At 44.7% G+C, this 23,775-nt stretch carries 19 protein-coding genes; 17 read left to right on the top strand and 2 right to left on the bottom strand.

Annotation, left to right across the window (positions count from 1 at the left end; all coding sequences use genetic code 11):
• The first annotated feature begins 128 nt into the window (after positions 1–128).
• From APB76_RS11985 to APB76_RS11945, 9 genes are all read left to right on the top strand, one after another.
• Positions 129–851 (top strand): response regulator, encoded by a 723-nt coding sequence (locus APB76_RS11985; protein ID WP_054961558.1) that lies wholly within the window; start codon positions 129–131, stop codon positions 849–851.
• On the top strand, positions 841–2,301 hold the full coding sequence (locus tag APB76_RS11980) for an ATP-binding protein (protein WP_054961559.1): 1,461 nt from the start codon (positions 841–843) through the stop codon (positions 2,299–2,301). The genes APB76_RS11985 and APB76_RS11980 overlap by 11 nt, the downstream gene beginning before the upstream one ends.
• A gap of 143 nt (positions 2,302–2,444) precedes the next feature.
• Positions 2,445–3,692 carry an ABC transporter substrate-binding protein gene (locus tag APB76_RS11975; protein WP_054961560.1) on the top strand — a complete coding sequence of 416 codons (1,248 nt, stop codon included), beginning with the start codon at positions 2,445–2,447 and terminating at the stop codon, positions 3,690–3,692.
• Positions 3,693–3,808: 116 nt separating this feature from the next.
• Positions 3,809–4,732, top strand: a complete 924-nt coding sequence (locus APB76_RS11970) for a carbohydrate ABC transporter permease (protein ID WP_049843630.1) — start codon at positions 3,809–3,811, stop codon at positions 4,730–4,732.
• Positions 4,729–5,586: a carbohydrate ABC transporter permease gene (locus APB76_RS11965; RefSeq protein ID WP_049843631.1), complete on the top strand. Its 858-nt coding sequence runs from the start codon at positions 4,729–4,731 to the stop codon at positions 5,584–5,586. The genes APB76_RS11970 and APB76_RS11965 overlap by 4 nt, the downstream gene beginning before the upstream one ends.
• Before the next feature lie 5 nt (positions 5,587–5,591).
• Positions 5,592–6,707 (top strand): ABC transporter ATP-binding protein, encoded by a 1,116-nt coding sequence (locus APB76_RS11960; protein WP_054961561.1) that lies wholly within the window; start codon positions 5,592–5,594, stop codon positions 6,705–6,707.
• Positions 6,708–7,123: 416 nt separating this feature from the next.
• Positions 7,124–8,119, top strand: coding sequence for a TRAP transporter substrate-binding protein (locus tag APB76_RS11955; protein WP_049843633.1), 996 nt, complete (start codon positions 7,124–7,126; stop codon positions 8,117–8,119).
• 93 nt (positions 8,120–8,212) lie between these two features.
• Entirely contained in the window at positions 8,213–8,884 is a 672-nt protein-coding gene (locus tag APB76_RS11950; protein ID WP_054961562.1) for a TRAP transporter small permease, read from the top strand.
• A 3-nt stretch (positions 8,885–8,887) separates the two neighbouring features.
• Complete coding sequence (locus APB76_RS11945) at positions 8,888–10,249, top strand: TRAP transporter large permease (RefSeq protein WP_049843634.1); 1,362 nt, start codon at positions 8,888–8,890, stop codon at positions 10,247–10,249.
• Positions 10,250–10,416: 167 nt separating this feature from the next.
• Here APB76_RS11945 and APB76_RS11940 read toward each other — a convergent pair whose 3' ends face one another.
• Positions 10,417–11,763, bottom strand: coding sequence for a sigma-54-dependent transcriptional regulator (locus APB76_RS11940; protein ID WP_054961681.1), 1,347 nt, complete (start codon positions 11,761–11,763; stop codon positions 10,417–10,419).
• A 12-nt stretch (positions 11,764–11,775) separates the two neighbouring features.
• Positions 11,776–13,554 carry a sensor histidine kinase gene (locus tag APB76_RS11935; protein ID WP_054961682.1) on the bottom strand — a complete coding sequence of 593 codons (1,779 nt, stop codon included), beginning with the start codon at positions 13,552–13,554 and terminating at the stop codon, positions 11,776–11,778.
• A 515-nt stretch (positions 13,555–14,069) separates the two neighbouring features.
• Between APB76_RS11935 and tig the strand changes: the two genes are divergently transcribed.
• From tig to cmk, 8 genes are all read left to right on the top strand, one after another.
• Positions 14,070–15,374, top strand: a complete 1,305-nt coding sequence (tig, locus tag APB76_RS11930) for a trigger factor (protein WP_054961563.1) — start codon at positions 14,070–14,072, stop codon at positions 15,372–15,374.
• A 105-nt stretch (positions 15,375–15,479) separates the two neighbouring features.
• Positions 15,480–16,106: an ATP-dependent Clp endopeptidase proteolytic subunit ClpP gene (clpP, locus tag APB76_RS11925; RefSeq protein WP_049843636.1), complete on the top strand. Its 627-nt coding sequence runs from the start codon at positions 15,480–15,482 to the stop codon at positions 16,104–16,106.
• Between the two features lie 89 nt (positions 16,107–16,195).
• Positions 16,196–17,479: an ATP-dependent protease ATP-binding subunit ClpX gene (gene clpX / locus APB76_RS11920; RefSeq protein WP_049843637.1), complete on the top strand. Its 1,284-nt coding sequence runs from the start codon at positions 16,196–16,198 to the stop codon at positions 17,477–17,479.
• 129 nt (positions 17,480–17,608) lie between these two features.
• On the top strand, positions 17,609–19,960 hold the full coding sequence (lon, locus tag APB76_RS11915; RefSeq protein ID WP_049843638.1) for an endopeptidase La: 2,352 nt from the start codon (positions 17,609–17,611) through the stop codon (positions 19,958–19,960).
• A gap of 193 nt (positions 19,961–20,153) precedes the next feature.
• Positions 20,154–20,426, top strand: coding sequence for an HU family DNA-binding protein (locus tag APB76_RS11910; RefSeq protein WP_049843639.1), 273 nt, complete (start codon positions 20,154–20,156; stop codon positions 20,424–20,426).
• 176 nt (positions 20,427–20,602) lie between these two features.
• Positions 20,603–22,462 (top strand): peptidylprolyl isomerase, encoded by a 1,860-nt coding sequence (gene ppiD / locus APB76_RS11905; RefSeq protein ID WP_054961564.1) that lies wholly within the window; start codon positions 20,603–20,605, stop codon positions 22,460–22,462.
• Between the two features lie 135 nt (positions 22,463–22,597).
• Complete coding sequence (locus APB76_RS11900) at positions 22,598–22,891, top strand: ComEA family DNA-binding protein (protein WP_049843641.1); 294 nt, start codon at positions 22,598–22,600, stop codon at positions 22,889–22,891.
• A gap of 147 nt (positions 22,892–23,038) precedes the next feature.
• The gene (gene cmk / locus APB76_RS11895) at positions 23,039–23,719 is read left to right on the top strand and encodes a (d)CMP kinase (RefSeq protein WP_054961565.1); all 681 of its coding nucleotides are present in this window, start codon (positions 23,039–23,041) and stop codon (positions 23,717–23,719) included.
• Positions 23,720–23,775: the final 56 nt, after the last annotated feature.

Raw genomic sequence — 23,775 nt, 5'->3', positions numbered from 1 at the left:
TTTGGTTTTGTTAATAAGATGTGATGAATGTCCGCAAGAAGTTCAAATTCTACTGATTATCCAATCATAACGAGGGATAGATGTGATTACACTCGCTCTATCTAGTTAGTGTAGTATTAGGTAGGGATATGTCAGTTAAAATTCTCGTTGTTGATGATGATCAAGAAATTTGTGAGTTGTTAGAAGAATACCTGACAAAGCAAGGTTATCAGGTCTCTGCGGTCAATGACGGCGAGCAAATGAAAACCTATTTGGAGCAGCAGAGCTACCCAGAACTGATTCTACTCGATGTGATGCTACCCGGGGATGATGGCTTTGCCTTGTGCCAACAAGTTCGTCGTCACTCATCAGTGCCAATTATTATGCTGACGGCGGTGTCTGATGATACAGACCAGATTATTGGCCTAGAGATTGGTGCAGATGACTACATTGCTAAGCCATTTAACCCTCGCCACCTGAATGCGCGTATCAAAGCGGTCTTGCGCCGCGTCAATGTAGCTGAAGAGATTCCAGCCAGCGCCAATGCTAAGTCGATTGTGTTTGGTGATTGGCAGCTTGATCCGTTAGCGCACCGAATTACCCACTTAGAAAACCATCAATCTCATGATCTCTCTGGTAGTGATTTCGCCTTGTTGATGCTGTTTCTCAAGCGCCCAAATGAAGTGTTGGACCGCGATACGATCTCTTTTGCGACTCGTGGACGCGAAGCACTCCCTTTTGAGCGTGGGATAGATGTTCAGTTAAGTCGATTAAGACAGCGACTGGGTGATAGCGCTAAGTTCCCTCACTATATTAAAACCATGCGTGGTAATGGCTATTTGTTGGCGGTGCCGGTGAGCTATGAGAGCTAGTGTTTGGAACTGGTTTCGGCAGTTCAAGCCTAATTCACTAGTCAGCCGCACATTAGGCTTAACTTTACTGGCCGTGATTCTTGCGCAAGGGGTTGCTACTAGCATTTGGTATACAGAATCGAAACATAAAGAGCTAGCGGGGATACGTGATGCATCCGAGAGCATGGCGAACATGTTCTCTTCTACGGTGACCTTTTTTCAATCTCTCCCCGTTCGCTACCGCCACATTGTTCTTGATCAAATCCGCAACATGGGAGGAACGCGTTTTTTTGTTTCTTTCAATAAAGAGCAACTTGTTGTTGAATCGATCGAAGATACACCGTTGAAACTGGCATCGATCGAGGCCATCGAAGGAGTTCTGCAAAACAAACTGCGTAAAGCAGAAAGCATCTCGGTCGATTTTTCCCATCCAGATAACTTACGTTTACTGAAAAACGATATTTACCTGCATGATCTACCCAAATCTTGGGCGCACCATACCCTCACGTTAAACCCTATCGACCCGCCAATCTTAGTGGTGCAGATCGAGCTGGCCTCACATGAATGGGTCTACATAGCGGCTCTATTGCCTGCTCCTTACGTTACTCTAGATGACACGCTAATTGGCCGTGAGCAGATTTTGTTTCTGATTTTTTCGACTACGATTTTGCTTGTTCTGACTTATCTACTGGTGCGTCGTCAAGTTAAACCGCTCAAGCGATTAGCCAAGGCCGCCAATGAAATGAGCATGGATATTGATCAGGCGCCGCTGCAAGAAGAGGGGGCAAGTGAGCTGATAACCGCCACACGGGCATTTAACCGTATGCAGCAACGTATCCGACGCTATGTTGCCGATCGTGAACATCTTTTCTCGGCCATTTCACATGACTTAAAAACGCCAATTACTCGCTTAAGACTGCGTGCTGAGCTTTTGGAAAGTGACACTAAGCGCGAGAAGTTTAATCGAGACCTTGATGAACTAGAGATGATGGTTAAAGGTGCGTTGCAATGTGTTCGTGATACCGATTTGCATGAAAACAACGCTTATATTGATATATGCGAAATGATACAAAGCTTAGTTGAACCTTATAATCAGTACCAAACCCAAGTCGAGTTTAAGCCTAGAGACATGGAGCCCATCGTTGCGAAGCCGCTCGCTATGAAAAGGGTGCTGGGCAATTTGATTGAAAATGCGGTCAAATACGGTCAACGCGCTGAGGTGATCGTCATGCTTGATGAAGAATGGATAACGGTGGTCATTTGCGATCATGGCCCCGGTATTCCAGAAGAAAAGCTCGAAGCCGTTTTTGAGCCTTATTATCGTTTGGCGAATGATGAAGATGGACATGGTTTAGGCTTAGGTATCTGCCGCAATATCCTCCATGGACATGGCGGAGATCTCATTATTGATAACTTGCCAAATAGGGGCTTGAGAGCGCAAGTCTTTATTCCACCTAGCCTTGAAGTGTAATGTAACATTGTTGTTACATTCCCTTTACGCTTTGTTTCAATCAAAAAATTCTAATTGGATAGACTCCCTTATGTACAAGCAAGAGTGCTTGAGGTCATTAAGTCGTAGACCTGAATGTCTAATCCAATACATGGAAGATAATAATGAAACTTAATAAAATCCTACTTACCCTTTCTCTACTTTCTGCTGCTAATGTTGTTAACGCTGGTGAAGTTGAAGTGCTTCACTGGTGGACAGCAGGTGGCGAAGCAAAGTCTGCAGCGGTACTTAAAGATATGCTAGAGAAACAAAATCACACTTGGAAAGACTTCGCTGTTGCTGGTGGTGGTGGTGAGTCAGCCATGACAGTACTTAAAACGCGCGCGGTATCTGGCAATCCACCTTCTGCGGCGCAGATTAAAGGTCACGATATTCAAGAGTGGGGCGGTCTTGGCTTCCTAACGTCACTAGACAGCACAGGTCAGCAAGAAAAGTGGGATGAAATCCTTCCTTCCGTTGTGACTAAAGTGATGAAGTTTGACGGCGAGTACGTAGCGGTTCCGGTTAACGTTCACCGTGTAAACTGGATTTGGGCCAACCCACAAGTACTTAAGAAGTCGGGAGTAGAACTACCAACAACCCTTGATGAGTTCTTCGTTGCCGCAGATAAGATTAAAGCAGCAGGTTACGTGCCTTTAGCGCATGGTGGTCAGCCATGGCAAGACGCAACGGTTTTTGAAGCAGTAGCACTAGACGTGCTAGGTAGTGAAGATTACAACAAGGCGTTTGTTGAACTGGATATGGATACACTGTCTGGTGACAAAATGGTTGAAGTGTTCACTAAGTTCAAGAAAATTCGCAACTACATTGACGCTAACTCTCCAGGTCGTGATTGGAACGTAGCAACCTCAATGGTGATCAACGGTGAAGCGGCAATGCAAATCATGGGCGATTGGGCGAAAGGTGAGTTTACTGCAGCGGGTAAAGTCCCAGGTAAAGACTACATTTGTGCACCAGCACCAGGTACTAACGGCCAGTTCACTTTCAACATTGATAGCTTTGCTTTCTTTGAGCTGAGCGACAAAGCAAACCAAAAAGCGCAGCAAGATCTTGCGCGCACCATCCTAACCAAAGATTTCCAAGAAGTCTTCAACCTAAATAAGGGCTCGATCCCAGTGCGCTTAGATATGGACATGTCTAAGTTTGACCAGTGTGCATTAGACTCAATGGCGACCTTTAAAGCGAGTGCCAAGTCAGGAGATCTAGTACCAAGTATGGCGCATGGCCTATCGACAACAAGCTACGCTCAAGGCGCGATCTATGATGTTGTTACTAATTTCTTCAATGACGACAAAGCGGATCCACAACAGGCAGCACAAAAGCTAGCGAAAGCGGTTAAAGCTGCGATCTAACTACCGTAGTTAAATCACACCCCCAAAGGGCGTTCAGGCTTGTGGGGAGCCTGTTCGCCCTTTCCTCTATTCCCGATCAGGATGTTGATCGGCGTGTTATGACGTAAGGACTCGTTATGGAGCATGTTGTAAATCGGTACGAAAAGAAGTCGACAACTAAGGTCAGTTTGGCCGACCGACTTCAACATTGGCTGCCGAAAATCGTTCTTGCCCCGACCGTTCTTGTAACTGTAGTTTGTATCTACGGTTATATTTTCTGGACAGCGGCACTCTCAATGACCAACTCACGTTTTCTACCTAGTTTTAATTTCGTAGGCTTTACCCAATACGAAAAACTGATGGATAACGACCGTTGGATCACTTCTATTACCAACCTAGGTGTTTTTGGCCTGCTGTTCATGCTGGTGGCTATTGGACTCGGCGTCGGTCTAGCGATTCTTCTTGACCAAAATATCCGTCAGGAAGGTGCAATTCGTACCATCTATTTATACCCAATGGCCTTGTCGTTCATTGTCACTGGTACTGCATGGAAATGGATTCTCAACCCAGGTCTTGGCATCGAAAAACTGATGCAAGATTGGGGCTTTAGTGATTTCAAATTTGACTGGCTGGTGAACTCCGATATGGCGGTCTACACCTTAGTGATTGCGGCTGTTTGGCAATCTTCAGGTTTTGTCATGGCAATGTTCCTTGCAGGCCTACGTGGTATTGATTCTTCCATTATCAAAGCGGCGCAGATAGATGGCGCGAGCTTACCAACCATCTATTGGCGAATCATTATGCCGTGTCTGCGACCAGTCTTCTTTAGCGCAGTGATTATTACCTCCCACATTGCGATTAAGAGCTTTGACTTGGTAACCGCAATGACAGCGGGTGGGCCAGGGTACTCTTCCGATCTTCCAGCCTTGTTTATGTACGCGCACTCATTTACTCGTGGTCAAATTGGTTTAGGTGCTGCCAGTGCCATGATGATGTTAGCGGGAATACTCGCGATTCTAGTGCCATACCTGTATTCAGAACTTAGGGAGAAAAAATCATGATGCAAGGGATCAACTTCTCTCGATTATTTATCTACTCAACGCTGGCATTTTTCTGTGTGGTTTACTTGATGCCGTTGTTTGTGATGGTGATTACTTCTTTCAAGACCTTACCAGATATTAAAGCCGGTAACTTAATGAGTTTACCGACCGAGTGGGTGTTCGATGCTTGGCTTAAAGCTTGGGACAGCGCTTGTACCGGTGTTAAGTGCGAAGGGGTGAAGGGGTATTTTTGGAACTCGTTCCAAATGGTGATACCTGCGGTGGCAATCTCTACCTTACTCGGCGCGTTCAATGGTTACGTTGTGACCAAATGGCAATTCCGTGGCTCGAACTTGTTCTTTAGCTTGCTGCTATTTGGCTGCTTCATTCCGTTCCAAGTTGTTCTTCTGCCTATGGCTACAGTACTAGGCAAGCTTGGCTTGGCGAATACTACGGCTGGACTTGTGATTGTTCACGTTATCTACGGTATGGCATTTACTACGCTCTTTTTCCGTAATTTCTACATCAGTATTCCGGATGAACTGGTTAAAGCAGCCAAGCTTGATGGCGCTGGTTTCTTTACTATCTTCTTCAAGATTCTACTACCAGTATCGACGCCGATTATAATGGTGACCGTCATTTGGCAGTTCACCGCAATCTGGAATGACTTCTTATTTGGTGTCGTCTACTCAGGTTCAGAGACTCAGCCGATTACGGTGGCACTCAATAACTTGGTCAACACCAGTACTGGAGTGAAAGAGTACAACGTTGACATGGCAGCCGCGATTATTGCAGCACTGCCGACACTCTTAGTTTACGTATTAGCAGGGAAATACTTCGTTCGCGGCCTAACGGCTGGATCGGTAAAAGGATAATTATTATGGCAACACTAGAACTTAAACAAATCCGTAAAACCTATCCAAAGGCGGAACAAGAGACGCTGAAAGGTATCGACATCAATATCGACTCTGGTGAGTTCCTGATCTTAGTTGGGCCGTCAGGTTGTGGTAAATCAACTTTGATGAATACTATTGCGGGGCTAGAGAACATCAGCTCAGGTGAGATTGCGATTGATGGCAATGACGTGTCTGAAGTTGAGCCTAAAGATCGTGATATCGCTATGGTATTCCAGTCTTACGCGCTGTATCCGAATATGACGGTGCGCGGTAATATCGAGTTTGGCCTTAAGATACGCAAAATGCCAAAACTTGAGATTGATGCCGAGGTAGAGCGTGTCGCGACAATGCTGCAAATTGACCACCTGCTAGATAGAAAGCCTTCGCAGCTATCCGGTGGTCAGCGTCAACGTGTGGCAATGGGACGCGCACTCGCCCGCAGGCCTAAGCTCTATTTGTTTGATGAACCATTATCCAACCTTGATGCGAAGCTTCGTGTTGAGATGCGTCATCAAATCAAACGTCTGCATCAGCAGCTCAACACTACTATTGTCTATGTCACGCATGATCAGATCGAAGCGATGACTCTGGCAGATCGCATCGCAGTAATGAAAGATGGTGAACTGCAGCAGTTGGGCACGCCGCAAGAAATCTACAATAAGCCAAACAACATGTTTGTCGCTGGGTTTATGGGGTCGCCGTCAATGAACTTTATCAAGACAATGGTGGACTTGGACGCAGAAGATAACCCTGTAATTAAGGTCAAAGGTAATAACGGCCAAGAGCATCATATTAATTTGCCTGCTTCAATGCGTGAGCAAGATGGAAAGGAAGTGGTGATTGGTTTGCGTCCTGAGCATATTACTGACAGTGAGAACCAAGAGTCTATTGCTACAACTCAGTTAAATTTGGCCTTGGAAGTACTTGAACCAACCGGGCCAGACACTATCGCAATGATTAAGGTTAACGAACAGGAAGTGGCGTGTCGTTTGTCGCCTGAGTTCGATGTAACGGCAGGTCAAATTGCCCCTTTGCACTTTGATTTATCCAAAGCGGTGTTTTTTGATGCAGCAACTGAGCAACGTATCGAGTTTCACTGATGGATGATTTAAGTGATGTATTTATTAGTAACAATGGGTGAATTCGACTAAGCTTAGAATCATAGCATGAGTTCAGTTTCATGCAGAGTGAGTCGAGGTGGGCAGTTATGTCTCCTTATTGCTCACCTCATCTCTAGTAACGAAAATGGCAGCTTGCATAGCTGCCATTTGTTTTTTTAGTTTTGCGGGCTTGTTAAATATGTGTAAATCTACCCGTGTGGAAAATTATGATGTGTAGGTTTCCCCCCATTTATTAAGAATTTATGTGAACTTGATTGGCAAATTAAATAGGGATTACGTATAACACTTTGAAAATACAAGCTTAATCATGGTTTATTGATCTTGGCTCGGTTATTGCCCTTATAAATATATCAACACCCAGTGATGGGGTTGTTCATTTAACAAGGAGAATAATAATGTTTAAGCCATTGACCCTACTATCTGCCTCCATTCTTGCTGTGACCAGTTTTAACGCTGCGGCGAACTGTGATCCGGGCGAGACAGTGATAAAATTCAGTCACGTAACGAATACAGATAAACACCCGAAAGGTATCGCGGCTTCATTACTTGAAAAACGTGTCAACGAAGAGATGAACGGAAAAGTGTGTATGCAGGTTTTCCCTAACTCGACCCTTTATGATGATAACAAGGTACTTGAAGCATTGCTCAACGGTGATGTGCAACTTGCTGCCCCTTCTCTATCAAAGTTTGAAAAGTTCACTAAAAAGTACCGTATTTTCGATTTACCGTTCCTATTTGAAGACGTAGAAGCGGTTGACCGTTTCCAGAACTCTCAGGCTGGTGAAAAACTGAAAAATGCAATGCGTCGCCGCGGTCTGCAAGGTTTAGCGTTCTGGCACAACGGTATGAAGCAGATGTCTGCTAACAAGCCTCTCATCTCCCCAGAGGATGCAAAAGGTCTTAAATTCCGTGTTCAAGCGTCAGACGTATTAGTTGCGCAGTTTGAGCAACTAGAAGCTAACCCACAGAAGATGTCATTTAAAGAAGTGTACGGTGGCCTACAGACCAAAGTTATTGATGGTCAAGAGAACACTTGGTCAAACATTTACGGTAAGAAGTTCTTCGAAGTTCAAGACGGCATCACCGAAACTAACCACGGTATTCTCGATTACCTAGTGGTGACTTCTAAAGATTTCTGGAAAGGCTTACCGGACGATCAGCGTAAACAGTTAAACAAAATCATCCAAGAAGTTACGGCGACACGTAATGCTGAATCTTCAAAAGTGAACCTAGCCAACAAAAACAACATTATCGAAGCGGGTGGTGAAGTTCGTACTCTGACTCCAGAGCAACGTCAGCAGTGGGTGACTGCGCTTCAGCCAGTTTGGAAGAAGTTTGAAAAAGACATCGGCTCTGATCTAATCGAAGCGGCTCTAGCTTCAAACAAATAATAATAAGGGTCTAACAAGCCCATAACTCAATAAATATTGGCCCTCTTGTCGGGAGGAGGGCCTTTCTTTACCTGCGATATAGTGAAGTAACTTATGGAACAGTCAATTTTTGCCAGAATTGGGAAGGTGACAGACGCAATTGAAGAGACATTGATTGCGTTCTTTTTAGGAGCAATGACCTTGCTCACGTTCGCCAACGTTGTATTTAGATATGTCTTTAATGACAACATTTTATGGGCACTGGAGCTTACCGTGTTCATGTTTGCTTGGATGGTCCTTGTTGGCGCATCGTACGGCGTCAAAAAGCATTTTCACATCGGTGTCGATGTGGTGATTAACCTCGCTCCAGAGCAACTACGTAAAATTTACGCCTTGATTGCTGCGGCTTGTTGTTTGGCTTTCTCTATTCTGCTGTTGATTGGCTCTTGGAACTACTGGTATCCATTTGCAACCGAGCGTGCTTGGTACGAAACAGACGATATTCCAATGCCAGAAATGCTCCAGTTCCTTGCTGATTGGCTCAATGAAGGCGAACGTTACGAAAAAATGCCTCGCTTTATTCCTTATATGGCGCTGCCGATTGGCATGGCGTTGCTCACATTCCGCTTTGCTCAAATCACCGTGCAAATCATCACAGGTAAGTTGGATCGCTTAATTGCTGGTCATGAAGCGGAAGAAGAGTTAGAAGCACTGAAAGAAGAGCTCAAGGATGCCGGCGAAGCAATGGAGCCGAAAAACAACAATAACCAGAACAAGGAAAGCTAAACCATGGAAATCTTATTCTTATTCGTCATGGTGATTGGTTTTATGCTTGTTGGCGTGCCAATCGCAGTTTCATTGGGTTTATCAAGTATTATTTTCCTGATGATGCATTCAGATGCGTCGTTAGCCTCTGTGGCACAAACCCTATTTAATGCCTTCGCTGGACACTACACCCTATTGGCAATCCCATTCTTCATTCTGGCATCAAGCTTTATGTCTACAGGCGGGGTAGCAAAACGTATTATTCGTTTCGCCATCGCGATGGTGGGCTGGTTCCGCGGTGGCCTAGCAATGGCTTCAGTTGTGGCGTGTATGATGTTTGCTGCACTATCTGGTTCATCACCAGCAACGGTAGTGGCGATAGGTAGTATTGTTATCGCTGGTATGATCAAAAATGGCTATTCAAAGGACTTTGCTGCTGGCGTTATTTGTAACGCGGGTACATTGGGTATTTTGATCCCGCCTTCAATTGTAATGGTTGTTTACGCGGCGGCAACGGATGTGTCCGTAGGGCGTATGTTTCTTGGTGGTGTGATTCCTGGCCTTCTTGCTGGCGTTATGTTGATGATTGCCATTTACATTGCAGCGCGCGTGAAGAATCTACCCAAGCAGCCATTCGTTGGTTGGGGAGAAATGTTTGCAGCGGCAAAAGATGCCAGCTGGGGTCTATTGCTGGTGGTGATCATCCTTGGTGGTATCTATGGTGGCATCTTTACACCAACGGAAGCGGCAGCAGTAGCAGCAGTGTACTCTTTCCTTATCGCCAACTTTATCTACAAAGATATGGGGCCGTTTTCCGATAAGAAAAACACCAAACCTGCGTTAGTGAAAATCTTCCAAGCGTTTGTCCATAAAGACACAAAGCATACCTTGTATGAAGCGGGTAAGCTGACCATCATGCTATTATTTATCATTGCTAATGCATTGATTCTCAAGCATGTACTAACGGAAGAACGCATTCCGCAAATGATTACAGAATCAATGCTGTCAGCAGGTCTTGGCCCGATTACCTTCTTGATTGTCGTTAATGTTCTACTGCTTATTGGTGGTCAGTTCATGGAGCCATCGGGCCTGTTGATTATCGTTGCACCATTAGTCTTCCCAATTGCTATCGCGCTCGGTATCGACCCAATTCACCTAGGTATCATGATGGTAGTGAACATGGAGATAGGTATGATTACTCCTCCTGTCGGGCTCAACTTGTTTGTGACCGCTGGGGTAGCCAAGATGTCGATGATGCAAGTGGTTAAAGCCGCACTGCCTTGGGTGGCGGTAATGTTCCTCTTCCTCATTATTGTGACGTACGTGCCTTGGGTTTCGACATGGCTTCCGACGACGCTGATGGGGCCAGAGATCATAACCAAGTAACCGAATAACATAATGAAAATAAAAAGCCCCAGAGAGGCAGTTATCTGGGGCTTTTGTTTTAGGACATTTCTATTTATGGACTGTGGAGTTAATAAGACAACTCCATTCATCACTTCCGTTTGATGAGTCCAATGTATGAGATGTGAGATGAACAAAAGGTGAATAGATTATTCACCTTTATAGTTGCTCTTATCCAAGCCATATTTTTGCATTTTGTCGTACAGGGTTTTGCGAGCAAGTTGTAAATGTACCATGGTCTTTTTAATGCTGCCCTCATTTTGGTTGAGTGCTTGTTCAATCAGGCTCTTCTCAAATTCAGCGACTTGCTGAGCTAGGCCCAACTCTCTACTGGCATTCTCTGCACTTTCAGAACCAAATTGGGACAGTCTGCCTAGAAGAACAAAACGCTCGGCCGCGTTTCTTAATTCACGAACATTACCCGGCCAATCGTGGCTCATTAACTGATGAATTTGCTGAGATTCAATCGCTGGTGCTGACTTCCCGTAGCGCGAAGCAGCAACCAGTAAGAAGTGGTGAAATAGAGTAGCGATATCCTCTTTACGTTGCCGCAATGGTGGCAGGTCGAGGGTAACAACATTGAGCCGGTAGTAGAGATCTTCACGAAATGTCCCTTGTTCGGCTGCTTGTTTTAAGTCGACCTTGGTTGCGGCAATCACGCGAATATCAATCGGGACAAGTTCATTTGAGCCGACTCGTTCAATCACACGTTCTTGCAACACGCGTAGCAAACGAATTTGCGCTTGAAGAGGCATAGACTCGATCTCGTCTAGGAACAGTGTGCCCCCTTGAGCGTGCTCAAACTTACCCACGCGTTTAACGTCGGCTCCCGTAAAGGCGCCTTTTTCGTGACCATACAGTTCGCTCTCAATCAGATTTTCTGGCACGGCACCACAGTTGATCGCGACAAAGTTGTTATCTCTTCGTTGGCTCTGCTCATGAATAGAACGAGCAAAGAGTTCTTTACCTGTTCCAGTTTCTCCAAACAGGAGAATATCAGCATTGGTGTCAGAGATATGAACTATAGTATCACGTAGCACTTGTATTGAAGGTGTGTCACCAATAATCCTTGGCCCAAGCGCTTGGCTCGCTTTTAAGGTGCGTTTAAGTTCTTGGTTCTCTATAGTTAAGTCGCGTTTTTCGAGCGCTCGGCGGGTAGTATCAATTAAACGATCAATCGGAAAGGGCTTCTCAATAAAGTCATAAGCACCGTTTCGTAGTGCATTGACGGCCATTGAAATATCACCATGTCCGGTGATCAGAATCACTGGGATGTCTGGGTCTTGGTGTAAAATACTCGAAAGGATGTTCTCACCAGACAGTCCCGGTAAGCAGATGTCAGTAATAACAACTTTTGGTAAACCGTCTTGTTTGATGGCCAGTAGTGCTTCTTCAGCACTTCCAAAAAATCGCGCTGAGATATCTTCTAGTTCAAAACTTTGTTCTATCGCTAGGCGAATATCACTTTCGTCATCAATGAAAATTACATCGTACATCTGCATTACGTATTATTCCTTAATGGGCAAAGAGATAGTGAATCGTGCTCCACCGAGTGGTGAACGTGCAACACTCAGTTCGCCGCCCATTGCTTGGCTGATCTGTTGGGAGATAGACAGTCCGAGCCCAAGTCCATTTTTCTTAGTGGTATAAAAAGGTTCGAACAGTGATTGCTGTTTATCACTATCAATACCTGGGCCATTGTCATCAACGAAAATGGACAGCTGTTTTTCATCTACTGAGGTAGAAATGGATACCTGACGCTGTGCTTGGTCTTCGACAGCTTGCATTGCATTAGTCATAAGATTAATAAGAACTTGCTCGAACTGAATAGGATTCAGATCTACTTCAGGCAAAGGTTGATCGAGTTGAGTCTCAAGAGCAACTTGCTTGGATTTAAACTGTGGAGCTAGCAACTCTTTAGCGGCGATAATCAGCGGAACCACATCGAGCGAATTGACTTCATTGCTATCACTTTTTCGAGCGAATGAGCGTAATTGACTACTGATCTTAGCCATACGGTCTGTGAGTGCAGAGATACGCGATAAGTTTTCATCGACCCGGTCGTATTTATCCCGCTCTAAAAAGCGTCGACCATTGTCTGCAAAACTACGGATTGCGGCGAGAGGATTATTAAGCTCATGGCTAATACTGGCCGACATTTGGCCAAGTACGGCGAGCTTGGCCGCTTGAATCAGTTCATCTTGAGTCTGGCGTAAAGCGTACTCAGTTTTCGTGCGCTCATTGATCTCCGCTTGCAACTCAGAGGTTCTTTCCATGACCAAAAACTCAAGCTTCTGTTTCGCTTCTGACTGCAACTGTTCGAACTGACGTTTTTTTAGGTGGCGTTGATAAGTCAACTGAAGGGAAAGGTAAGCGATTACAAACAACAGTGTCACAAGTAGGGAAAAGCTTAGTGTTGACCAAAGTAAAGTCACCTTTGGCGTCAACACTCTCAGTGTTAGATCATGTTTAGTCAACGGACGAGATGACACTAAATAAGAGTTCTCGAACCCTGAAGCGAGTGGGTTACTGAGTTGTGCTTGGGGTTTAGAGATATCACCAGACAAACCAAACGAGCGTATAGGTGAGTCTAGGTATTGGCGACTGTTGAGAATGGATTGCCGATCTGCTTCTGATAGGGTTGTCAGGCTCTTAAATAGCCAATCTTCGTTGCTCGACATAAAGATTACATTATAGCTATCGGTCGCAACGAACGTATTAGTTCTATTTTGCCAGTTGGCCTCAATGGCAGTTAGATCCATTTTAATCACAATGACGCCAATGGTTTCAGCGGCGTACATAACAGGATAAGAGAAGTAGTAACCTCGCTGTTTAGAACTTGAACCTAGGGCAAAATACTGACTAGGTTTACCTTGAATCGCATTGGAAAAATAGGGACGCCAAGCGTAGTTGCGACCTATAAAAGAACGCTGAAGATTCCAGTTGCTAGACGCGATAGTATTGCCGAACTCGTCTAACAAGTATGCATCTGTCGACTTAATAGTTTCATTTACTTGCTCAAGGTAGCGATTGGTGAGCTCTATCTGAGCGCTGTTCTGCGGGTGTTGCAGCGCTGCGATCAGCTCTTTATCTTTGGCAATAAGTTGAGGTAGGTGAGCGTACTTATCGAGCTTGCTCGAAATAAACTCTGCAAAACGTTCAAGTTGCTCTTTGTGTATTGAAAACTGGCGACTTTCGCTTGAATTCCATATCCAGCTTGAACCGACGACTACCGTAAACAGGTAGAGTATGAGCAGATAAAACTTGCCGCGCCTGAACGTTAACATCACCATTCCTGTGAATCTTCCTTAAACATCCATAGCGTAAAGGTTTTTGTTACAAATGTGTTTACTGGGCTGATTAAACTGAGGGATAAAACCGGACTTAGATCTTGTTTTAATCTTTAAATGAAAAAAAATATTAGTTTCTCTTGAAAAAGGCATTAATGTCCCCATTTCTGGAAACAAAGACTGCTTTATTGATGTTTTTTTTAGCAGTTAAGTGAGATTTTAGGGTAAACCCGCAGTGATCTTAGGGATCGGCTCGACAGCTATCGATCCGCTCGGTAGAATGCTGCGTCTAAATTTTTATCCTGAGACTAATCGGAGATACCTTTACTCGGACTAGCTGTTAAGCAACTAGCTTCGAAAGGATATCGCTAATTAGTCCGATAATTGAATTGCTCGATTATCGATACTCGATTTATAAGAGTACTCATAGAGTACAAACAAGGATGGGTCCTTTCTTTGATGAATGGGCACATACGCTCAGTTATCTGAGTCAGTTTTGAGGTTAATGAATAATGCAAGTTACTGTTGAAACGCTAGAGGGCCTAGAGCGCCGTCTAAACATTACTGTTCCTGCTGCAAACATCGAAGATGCTGTTACTGCAGAACTACGCAACATCGCAAAAAACCGTCGTTTCGATGGTTTCCGCAAAGGCAAAGTGCCTCTAAAAATGGTTGCGAAGATGTACGGCAAAGCAGTACGTCAAGACGTAATGGGTGAAGTAATGCAACGTCACTTCATCGAAGCGATCGTTAAAGAAAAGATCAACCCAGCAGGCGCACCAACTTTCGCTCCAGTTGAGACTAAAGAAGGTGGAGACCTAGTATTCAACGCAACTTTCGAAGTATACCCAGAAGTTGAACTAAAAGGCCTAGAGAACATCACTGTTGAAAAACCAACAACTGAAGTTCAAGACGCTGACGTTGAAGAAATGATCGAAACTCTACGCAAGCAACAAGCGGGTTGGGTTGAAGTAGAAGAAGCAGCTGAAGAAGGCAAGCGCGCGACTATCGATTTCGTTGGTTCTATCGACGGTGAAGAGTTTGAAGGCGGTAAAGCTGAAAACTTCCCTCTAGAAATGGGCGCAGGTCGCATGATCCCAGGTTTTGAAGACGGTATCGCAGGCAAGACTGCTGGTATGGAGTTTGAAATCGACGTAACTTTCCCTGAAGATTACCACGCTGAGAACCTAAAAGGTAAAGCTGCGAAATTCTCTATTAAAGTAAACAAAGTTGAAGCTCGTGAGCTTCCAGAACTAAACGACGAGTTCGTTTCTAAGTTCGGTGTTGCTGAAGGTGGCGTTGACGCTCTTAAAGCTGAAGTTCGTAAGAACATGGAGCGTGAGCTTAAGCAAGCTGTTAAGAACCGAATCAAAGAGCAAGCGCTTGACGGTCTTGTTAAAGAAAACGAAATCGACGTACCTGCTGCACTTATCGATCAAGAAATCGGTACTCTACGTCAGCAAGCTGCACAGCGTTTTGGTGGCAACCCAGAAGCAGCAGAGCAGCTTCCACGTGAGCTATTCGAAGAGCAAGCTAAGCGTCGCGTAGTCGTTGGTCTTCTTCTAGGTGAAGTTATCAAGTCTGAAGAGCTAAAAGCTGACGACGAGAAAGTGAAAGCACTTATCGAAGAAATGGCGACAGCATACGAAGATCCAACAGAAGTTATCGCTTACTACGAGCAAAACGAGCAAATGATGAACAATATGCGCAACGTGGCTCTAGAAGAGCAAGCTATTGATGCAATCATCGCTAAAGCTCAGGTTTCTGATGCAGAAGTTAGCTTTAACGAGCTAATGAACCAGCAACCAGCAGCGTAATAAGCAATTAACTGCTTACAAGGTTGACTTAGCGTTAACTATTCTGCTAACAATGGTCCGTATGATATGTATCATCCGGGCCATTTATTTTAGGGACATAAGAATATGAGCTACCAAGAAAAAAATGCAATGTCGCCAATTCTAAACGCGCTAGTACCAATGGTGGTTGAGCAAACTTCCCGAGGTGAGCGTTCTTACGATATTTACTCGCGTTTGCTTAAGGAACGTATCATCTTTCTGACTGGTCAAGTAGAAGACCAAATGGCTAACTTAGTCGTGGCTCAGATGCTATTCCTAGAGTCAGAAAACCCTGATAAAGATATTTTCCTATATATCAACTCACCAGGCGGCAGCGTGACAGCAGGTATGTCTATTTACGACACCATGCAGTATATTAAGCCAAATGTAAGCACAGTTTGCATGGGTCAAGCTTGCTCAATGGGTGCATTCCTCCTTGCTGGTGGTGCTCCTGGTAAGCGTCATGTACTACCAAACTCTCGTGTGATGATTCACCAACCGCTAGGTGGTTTCCAAGGTCAAGCATCGGATATCCAAATCCACGCGCAAGAAATACTGACTATCAAACAGAAGCTAAACAAGCTGCTTGCTGAGCATACAGGTCAACCACTAGAAGTGATCGAACGCGATACTGATCGCGATAATTTTATGTCGTCAGATCAAGCGGTAGAGTATGGTTTGGTTGACTCAGTTCTGACTCATCACAAAGAGTAATACCATATCGCCAAAAGATGCAGGCGAAATTTGGTCAAAATTGATATAAACTCAAAGCAAGACAGTGAAAGCTAATAAGAGGTTAGCGAATGACAGATAAAAGCAAAGAGAGCGGTAGTAGTAAGCTTCTTTACTGCTCTTTCTGCGGCAAGAGCCAGCACGAAGTTCGCAAGTTAATCGCTGGTCCGTCAGTCTACATTTGTGACGAATGTGTCGATCTATGTAACGACATTATTCGTGAAGAAATCAAAGATGTTCTACCGAAAAAACAATCTGAAGCACTTCCTGTGCCAAGAGAGATTCGTGAACATCTAGACGACTATGTGATTGGCCAAGATTACGCTAAAAAAGTGTTAGCAGTAGCCGTTTATAACCACTATAAGCGTTTACGTAATGGGGACACCACCAGTGAAGGTGTCGAGCTTGGTAAGAGTAACATCCTACTGATTGGTCCTACTGGTAGTGGTAAAACACTACTTGCTGAGACACTCGCTCGCTTCCTTGACGTTCCATTTACCATGGCTGATGCAACCACGTTAACGGAAGCAGGTTACGTTGGTGAAGACGTTGAAAACATCATTCAAAAGCTTCTTCAGAAATGTGACTACGACGTAGCGAAAGCAGAACGTGGTATCGTATATATTGATGAAATCGACAAGATTTCTCGTAAAGCTGAAAACCCATCTATCACACGTGATGTATCGGGTGAAGGTGTTCAGCAAGCACTACTAAAACTGATCGAAGGCACAGTTGCTTCAGTACCTCCTCAAGGTGGTCGTAAGCATCCACAGCAAGAGTTCCTACAAGTAGATACATCTAAGATTCTATTTATTTGTGGTGGTGCATTTGCTGGCTTAGATAAAGTGATTGAACAACGTGTGGCGACAGGAACGGGTATCGGCTTTGGTGCAGATATTCGCTCTAAAGATGAAACACGCACTATTGGTGAATTGTTCTCTCAAGTAGAGCCAGAAGATCTAGTCAAGTACGGTCTAATTCCAGAGTTCATTGGTCGTCTACCTGTAACGACGACGCTAACAGAACTTGATGAAGACGCACTCATCCAAATCTTATGTGAGCCAAAGAACGCACTGACTAAGCAATACGCAGCGTTGTTCGAAATTGAAGATGCAGAGCTAGAGTTCCGTGAAGACGCTTTGCGTGCTATCGCTAAGAAAGCGATGGAGCGTAAAACAGGTGCTCGCGGCCTACGTTCAATCCTTGAAGGTGTTCTACTTGAAACCATGTATGAATTGCCATCAATGGAAGACGTGAGCAAAGTTGTAATTGACGAGTCGGTAATTAAGGGTGAATCTGATCCGCTGCTTATTTACAGCAACTCTGACAATCAAGCTGCAGGTGCAGAATCATAATCTGATTCACATAAATTAATGTACGTAGAAAGGGGGTAATCAATTACTCCCTTTTTTTTATTCTTTCATTGAATCCAACCAATTAGCCCCCATATACTGCTCATAGGACAAAGCGGAAGAGAGAAGAATATGAACTTGGAACGTTCCGAACGTATCGAGATCCCCGTACTACCTCTACGAGATGTAGTCGTTTACCCGCATATGGTAATTCCATTGTTTGTTGGACGCGAAAAATCGATTGCTTGTTTAGAGGCAGCAATGGATAACAACAAGCAAGTATTATTGGTAGCCCAGAAAGAAGCGGATACTGATGAGCCAAATCAAGCGGACTTATTTGAAGTTGGTACCGTAGCGACAATTTTACAACTACTTAAACTACCAGATGGTACGGTTAAGGTGTTGGTAGAAGGTCAGCAGCGCGCAAAAATCAATCACTTTATCGAAAACGAATTTTTCTTTGCTGACGCAGAATATCTGACTACTGAAGAGTTAGATGAGCGTGAGCAAGAAGTTATTGTGCGCAGTGCGATTAATCAATTTGAAGGCTTCATCAAACTCAACAAGAAAATTCCGCCAGAAGTTCTGACTTCTCTAAATGGAATTGATGAAGCAGCTCGTCTTGCCGATACTATCGCCGCGCATATGCCACTTAAACTGGCAGAAAAACAGAACGTTCTGGAGATTCTAGACGTGAGTGAGCGTTTAGAGTTCTTGATGGGGCAAATGGAATCTGAGATCGACCTGCTTCAAGTTGAGAAACGTATCCGTACTCGCGTTAAAAAGCAGATGGAAAAGTCGCAGCGTGAATACTATCTGAATGAGCAGATGAAAGCGATTCAGAAAGAGCTCGGCGAAAGTGAAGATGGCGTCGATGAATTTGAAGCGTTGAAGCAGAAGATCGTCGATTCGAAAATGCCACAAGAAGCACGCGAGAAGACGGAACAAGAGCTACAAAAGCTGAAAATGATGTCTCCTATGTCGGCAGAAGCGACCGTAGTACGTGGTTATATCGACTGGATGCTAGGCGTTCCTTGGGCAAAGCGCTCTAAGGTTAAGAAGAACCTGGCGAAAGCAGAAGAGGTTCTAAACGAAGACCACTACGGCCTTGAGCGCGTAAAAGAACGTATTCTTGAGTACTTAGCAGTTCAAAATCGTATCAATAAACTTAAAGGCCCGATTCTGTGTCTTGTCGGCCCTCCAGGTGTGGGTAAAACGTCTCTGGGTCGTTCTATTGCGGCAGCTACTGGTCGCCAATACACGCGTATGGCTCTCGGTGGTGTGCGTGACGAAGCGGAAATCCGCGGTCACCGTCGTACTTATATTGGTTCGATGCCGGGTAAGCTAATCCAGAAAATGTCGAAAGTTGGTGTGAAAAACCCACTATTCCTACTGGATGAGATCGATAAAATGTCTTCTGATATGCGTGGCGACCCGTCATCAGCACTGTTAGAAGTACTAGATCCAGAACAAAACAACGCGTTCAACGATCACTACTTAGAAGTAGACTACGATTTGTCTGATGTAATGTTTGTTGCGACGTCTAACTCGATGAATATCCCTGGCCCGTTGTTGGATCGTATGGAAGTTATCCGTCTATCTGGTTACACAGAAGACGAAAAACTTAATATCGCGAAGCGCCACTTGGTTGACAAGCAGATTAAACGCAATGGCCTAAAAGTCGGCGAAATTGTTATCGAAGACTCAGCAATCATCGGTATTATTCGCTACTACACTCGCGAGGCTGGTGTGCGTAGCCTAGAGCGTGAGATTTCGAAGATCTGTCGTAAAGCTGTGAAGAACATCTTGCTCGATAAAGATCTTAAGAGCGTGACGGTGAGCATGGATAACCTAAAAGAATACTTGGGTGTGCAGCGTTTTGACTATGGTAAGGCCGACGACAGCAACCGGATTGGTCAAGTGACAGGTTTGGCGTGGACTGAAGTGGGGGGTGACCTACTTACCATTGAAACTGAAGCCATGCCAGGTAAAGGCAAGCTAACGCAAACAGGCTCTTTGGGCGATGTCATGCAAGAGTCGATTCAGGCGGCGATGACAGTGGTACGTTCTCGTGCTGAGAAGTTGGGTATTAACTCCGATTTCTACGAAAAGCGTGATATTCACGTCCATGTTCCTGAAGGTGCTACACCTAAAGATGGCCCAAGTGCGGGTATCGCGATGTGTACTGCGCTCGTCTCTAGCTTAACAGGCAACCCTGTAAAAGCTGAAGTTGCGATGACAGGTGAAATTACTCTGCGCGGTGAAGTTCTTCCGATTGGTGGCTTGAAAGAGAAGCTGCTGGCGGCACACCGTGGCGGCATCAAAACGGTACTAATCCCGAAGGACAATGAACGTGATCTGGAAGAGATTCCTGATAATGTTATTGCAGATCTGAAGGTTATTCCGGTGCAATGGATCGACGAAGTGTTGAAAGTTGCACTAGAAAAAGAGCCGTCAGGTGTCGAGTTTGCAGCCGTAAAATAGTGATGTGTAGCAAAAATAAGTAAAAGATTACGCTGATAAGCATAAAAAGGCTTGTCAGCGTTTTTTTTGGGCGCTAACTTTAGCGACTATAGCTTCAAGCCTTGTAACATAAGGGTTTGTCGCTAATTTGAAATAAAATGGAACGTAAAGCTGCCGACAAAAATAAAATCAGGCGGCACAAAGGGGAATCACAGTGAATAAAACACAATTAGTAGAAAAAATCGCAGAAAGTGCAGACCTATCAAAAGCGTCTGCTGGTCGTGCTCTAGACGCATTCATCGATGCGGTAGGTGACACACTGCAGTCTGGTGACCAAGTTGCATTAGTTGGCTTCGGTACATTCAGCGTACGTACTCGTGCTGCGCGCACTGGTCGTAACCCTAAAACGGGTGAAGAGATCCAAATCGCAGAAGCGAAAGTTCCTGCGTTCAAAGCTGGTAAAGCTCTGAAAGACTCTTGTAACTAATCAAAAAGTCGCCAGTTAGGCCGATTTTTTCGAACCTTTTTAAATTATGCGCATCATACTGATGCGCATTTCTTTTTCTGGTATTATCGCGCTATTCAATTTTTAATTTTAATGAAGTGCATCGTGTTTAGTCTTGCGTACTTAGACATGGTGCATAAGCGGAGAGTAGTTTAAGTATGATGGACCGATTACGCGAAGGCGTTAACAGCATCGCGGTTAAAATTATCCTAGGACTTATCATCCTATCTTTCGTATTTGCAGGTGTGGGTAGTTACATTGTTGGTGGCTCAAGCAACTCAGCGGCGAAAGTAGGCAATGTGGAAATTGGCCGTGGTGAGTTCGAACAAGCTTACCAAAATGAACGTAATCGTATGCAAGCACAACTTGGTGATTACTTCTCAAACCTGTTAGCAGACCCAAGCTATGTAGAATCTTTCCGTAAATCTGTTCTTGACCGTATGGTGAATGACTTACTCCTAGAACAACACGCTGAGTCGCTCGGTTTACGTGTAAGTGACTCGCAAGTTCGAACACTGATTCTAGAAATGCCTCAGTTCCAAGTTGATGGTGAGTTCGACCAAGATATCTATCAAACGGCACTTCGCCGCGCGGGTTTCTCTGCGGAAAGCTTTGCTGAATACCTGCGTCGTGACTTAGTGCGTAACCAACTTTTGACTGCAATTCAAGGTAGCGACTTCTCATTACCTGGTGAAGTTGAAGCGCAAAGTAAACTGCTTACTCAAACTCGTGATATCAAAAAAGTTACGCTATCTCTGGCTGACTTTGCAGCGAAAGCTGTGCTGTCTGAGGAAGAGATCAATGACTACTATAAGCAAAACCCTGAGCGTTACACTCGCCCTGAACAGGTAAAAGTTGCCTATATCGAACTTTCAGCGCAGCAGCTTAAAGACGGTATCGAAATCACTGATGAGCAAGCAGAGCAATATTACCAAGAACACCTTGATAAGTACTCTTCAGAAGAGCAGCGCCGCGTAAGCCATATCCTCGTAGAAGGCGATGACGAAGCGAAAGCTCAAGCTATTCTTGATGAGTTAAATGCGGGTGCTGATTTTACAGCGTTAGCTGAAGAGAAATCTGATGACTTTGGCAGTGCTTCTGAAGGCGGATCGCTAGGTTGGATTGAACGTGATGTGATGGATCCAACGTTCGAAGAGGCAGCGTTTGCTTTAACTAAAGTGGGTGAAACAACAGGATTGGTTAAGTCTGAGTTTGGTTACCACATTATCAAGCTTGATGAACTGAAAGACTCTGTGGCTAAGCCTTATCAAGAAGTTGCTGCGGAGATTAAGCAAGAGCTTAAAGATCAGCAAGCCATCGATCAGTACTACGAGCTTCAAAGCGAGCTAGAGAAAGTGGCGTTTGAATACCCAGATTCTCTTGATGATGCTGCTAAAGCCATTAGTGCGAAAATCCAAACTACAGACTTTATTTCAGAGCGTGATGCGCCTGAACTGCTAAAAACTCCAGCAGTACTTCAAGCAATTGTTAGCCCAGAAGTAAAAGAAGATGGTTTGAACTCTGAAGTGATTGAAGTTGCTCCTGAGCATGTTGTTGTGGTTCGTGTTGAAGATAGCCGTGACGAGATTGTTCTTCCTTTAGACGAAGTTCGCAGTGATGTGACTACAGCTTTAGCGAATGTTAAAGGTGAGCAGACGGCAATCGAACTAGCACAAAACCTAGTTGATGAGCTTAAGCAAGGTAAACAAGATCTCCTAAGTGAAAATGGTTTGGCATTCGGTGAAGTAGAAACACTTGATCGCAGCTCGCCACTTGCTGATGTTGTGTTCTCAATGACAAAGCCTGCGCAAGGTGAAGTAGGCTTTGCTCAAGCTAAAGATCTTAATGGTGATATTGTCGTTGTTGAACTGACCAGAGTTGCGTCAGAATTCGACCCGCAATATAACCAGCAGATTGGTTCACAATTAACGCAAGTTAATGCTCAACAAGATCTATCAGGTTTAATCAATATCTTACGTAAGACGATAGATATCGAATACTATGTTGTGACCCAATAATCACAGCGTGTGTAATTGATACATAACTTAAAACGGACTGCTTTTGCAGTCCGTTTTATTTTGCGGGGTTGGTCATGGGGTTGGATTATGGGGGCGGTATGCTGAGCGAGTACATTAACAAACAAGGAAGCCAGTATGCTAAAAAAGGCCATTCTAATAGCGGCTCTGACATTTACCGCTCCATTGTCTCTTGCAGATGAAGCCAAACCCAATCCGAAATATGACGGGATTGAAATAACGGTCAATATTAATACTGCAAGTGCGCAGGAGTTAGCCGATTTATTGAACGGTATAGGTTTAAAGAAAGCGCAAGCAATCGTTGAGTATCGTGAACTACACGGTAAGTTTGTCAGTGCCGAGGCGCTGACTGAAGTTAAAGGGATTGGTTCTGCGTTAGTCACGAAAAACCAATCTCGAATACAATTGTAATTTGCTAACCTTCTAAGGGCGCGTTGGCGCTCTTTTTCTTAATTCCCCCAATCGAACCTAGAACCGATAGCGGTTTCCCTCTATAATTTGTCGCCGAATTAGGGTCAAAGCGTAGCGCGTTGATCCACAACCAACATGGAGTAAAACATGTCGTCTCATACACCGGTTGTGACCGTTGATGGACCAAGTGGTGCGGGTAAAGGCACTCTTTGTATGCTTTTGGCAAACAAACTAGGCTTCCACTTATTAGATTCAGGTGCTATTTACCGCGTACTTGCGCTTGCGGCTATCCACCATGGTGTGGACACAGAGTCTGAAGATGCGCTTGTCCCACTAGCGACTCACCTAGATGTTCAGTTTATAGCTGAAGGTGATTTAGTGAAAGTCATTCTTGAAGGCGAAGATGTCTCAGGAGAGCTACGCAAAGAAGAAACCGGTATGGCTGCGTCAAAAGTGGCTGCTCTGCCACGAGTACGTGAGGCTCTATTGCGTCGTCAGCGTGCGTTTGCGGAAGGTCAAGGCTTAATTGCAGATGGTCGGGATATGGGCACTGTCGTTTTTCCACAGGCTGTCGCGAAAATTTTCTTAGACGCTAGTGCGCAGGAGCGTGCTCAGCGCCGTCTTAAACAGTTGCAAGGCAAGGGGTTAGATGTTAAATTTGACGACCTTTTGCGTGAGATCCAAGAGCGTGACGACCGAGATCGTAATCGCCCAGTGGCTCCATTACGCCCTGCTGAGGATGCGCTTTTGCTAGATTCTACTACGATGAGTATCGACGAAGTGGTAGAAAAAGCACTACAATATATCGAATCGAAGCTAGTCGCTTAGGCGGCTAGGTAAGAGCGTTGGTCACAAGGATGATGACTGGCGAATTTAATAACCCC

Source organism: Vibrio bivalvicida (assembly GCF_001399455.2).
Lineage (GTDB): Bacteria > Pseudomonadota > Gammaproteobacteria > Enterobacterales > Vibrionaceae > Vibrio > Vibrio bivalvicida.
This window is presented reverse-complemented; position numbering and strand designations above follow the sequence as displayed.

Excerpts from the sequence above, each read along its gene's own strand:
- APB76_RS11985 (WP_054961558.1), top strand. The coding sequence starts at position 129 with ATGTCAGTTAAAATTCTCGTTGTTGATGATGATCAAGAAATTTGTGAG.
- APB76_RS11970 (WP_049843630.1), top strand. The coding sequence starts at position 3,809 with ATGGAGCATGTTGTAAATCGGTACGAAAAGAAGTCGACAACTAAGGTC.
- APB76_RS11950 (WP_054961562.1), top strand. The coding sequence starts at position 8,213 with ATGGAACAGTCAATTTTTGCCAGAATTGGGAAGGTGACAGACGCAATT.
- APB76_RS11980 (WP_054961559.1), top strand. The coding sequence starts at position 841 with ATGAGAGCTAGTGTTTGGAACTGGTTTCGGCAGTTCAAGCCTAATTCA.
- ppiD (WP_054961564.1), top strand. The coding sequence starts at position 20,603 with ATGATGGACCGATTACGCGAAGGCGTTAACAGCATCGCGGTTAAAATT.
- lon (WP_049843638.1), top strand. The coding sequence starts at position 17,609 with ATGAACTTGGAACGTTCCGAACGTATCGAGATCCCCGTACTACCTCTA.
- APB76_RS11955 (WP_049843633.1), top strand. The coding sequence starts at position 7,124 with ATGTTTAAGCCATTGACCCTACTATCTGCCTCCATTCTTGCTGTGACC.
- cmk (WP_054961565.1), top strand. The coding sequence starts at position 23,039 with ATGTCGTCTCATACACCGGTTGTGACCGTTGATGGACCAAGTGGTGCG.
- APB76_RS11945 (WP_049843634.1), top strand. The coding sequence starts at position 8,888 with ATGGAAATCTTATTCTTATTCGTCATGGTGATTGGTTTTATGCTTGTT.
- clpX (WP_049843637.1), top strand. The coding sequence starts at position 16,196 with ATGACAGATAAAAGCAAAGAGAGCGGTAGTAGTAAGCTTCTTTACTGC.
- APB76_RS11960 (WP_054961561.1), top strand. The coding sequence starts at position 5,592 with ATGGCAACACTAGAACTTAAACAAATCCGTAAAACCTATCCAAAGGCG.
- APB76_RS11940 (WP_054961681.1), bottom strand. The coding sequence starts at position 11,763 with ATGTACGATGTAATTTTCATTGATGACGAAAGTGATATTCGCCTAGCG.
- tig (WP_054961563.1), top strand. The coding sequence starts at position 14,070 with ATGCAAGTTACTGTTGAAACGCTAGAGGGCCTAGAGCGCCGTCTAAAC.
- clpP (WP_049843636.1), top strand. The coding sequence starts at position 15,480 with ATGAGCTACCAAGAAAAAAATGCAATGTCGCCAATTCTAAACGCGCTA.
- APB76_RS11900 (WP_049843641.1), top strand. The coding sequence starts at position 22,598 with ATGCTAAAAAAGGCCATTCTAATAGCGGCTCTGACATTTACCGCTCCA.
- APB76_RS11975 (WP_054961560.1), top strand. The coding sequence starts at position 2,445 with ATGAAACTTAATAAAATCCTACTTACCCTTTCTCTACTTTCTGCTGCT.
- APB76_RS11965 (WP_049843631.1), top strand. The coding sequence starts at position 4,729 with ATGATGCAAGGGATCAACTTCTCTCGATTATTTATCTACTCAACGCTG.
- APB76_RS11935 (WP_054961682.1), bottom strand. The coding sequence starts at position 13,554 with ATGTTAACGTTCAGGCGCGGCAAGTTTTATCTGCTCATACTCTACCTG.